Annotated in this window: 1 protein-coding gene; it reads left to right on the top strand. The window is 75.3% G+C overall.

The window, feature by feature from the left end; genetic code table 11:
- Position 1 precedes the first annotated feature (1 nt).
- Positions 2 to 1,011 (top strand): glucokinase (locus MOX02_RS30715; RefSeq protein WP_147029528.1); only part of this gene is annotated, 1,010 nt, incomplete at its 3' end.

The following is a 1,011-nucleotide window of genomic DNA, read 5'->3' as shown; positions in this document are numbered from 1 at the left end:
CATGTTCGAATTCCCGGTCCTCGTCGGCGACATCGGCGGCACCAACGCCCGCTTCGCCCTGGTCGCGGAGAAGGGGGCCGCGCCGAGGCTCCTGTCCCACGAGGCGACGGCCGGACACCCGGACCCGTCGAGCGCGATCCGCGCGGCGCTCGCCAAGGGAGCGGCCGAGAGCGCCTCCGGAGCGCCGGCCCCGCGCTCGGCCATCCTCGCCATCGCCGGCCGGGTCGACGGACCGGCCGTGCAGCTCACCAACGCCCACTGGGTCATCGAGGGCGCGCGGATCGGCCGGGATTTCGGCCTCTCCCGCGCCGTCGTCGTCAACGACTACGTGCCGGTCGCCGCGGGCGCCGCCGGCATCGCGCCGGACGATCTCACCCCCGTCGGCCCGACGCGCGAGGAGGCGAAGGGCCCCCGCCTCGTGCTCGGCCCCGGCACCGGCTTCGGCGCGGCTGCCCTCGTGCCCTACTCCGACCGCCTCGCCATCGTCTCGACCGAGGCGGGGCACACCGAGCTCGGGCCCACAGACGCGTTCGAGGAATCGATCTGGCACGTGGTCGAGCGGGTCGAGGGGCGCGTCACGGTGGAGGCCCTGCTCTCGGGTCCCGGCCTCGCGCGGCTGCACGCGGCGGTCTGCCACGTTCGATCCGGAGCACCGCGGGACCAGCTCGACCCGGCCGCGATCACCCAGGCCGGACTCTCCGCCGCGGATCCGCACGCGGCGGAGGCGCTGGACCTGTTCGCGCGCCTCCTCGGCCGCGCCTGCGGCGACCTCGCCCTGACGTTCCTCGCCACCGGCGGCGTCTACATCGGCGGCGGCATCGCGCCGCGGATCGTGCGGGTGCTGCAGCAGGGCGGTTTCCGCGAGGCGTTCGAGCGCAAGGCGCCGTTCGCCGAGATGATGCGCGAGATCCCGACGAGCGTGATCACCGTGCACGACCCGGCCCTGACGGGCCTCGCGGCGCTGGCGAGCGAGGGCGCGGCGTTCGTCTATCACGGGCAGGTGTGGCAGGC

The sequence above is a fragment of the Methylobacterium oxalidis genome, from assembly GCF_007992195.1.
GTDB lineage: Bacteria > Pseudomonadota > Alphaproteobacteria > Rhizobiales > Beijerinckiaceae > Methylobacterium > Methylobacterium oxalidis.
Note: the sequence above shows the minus strand (reverse complement) of the source record. Positions and strands in the feature narration are given on the sequence as shown.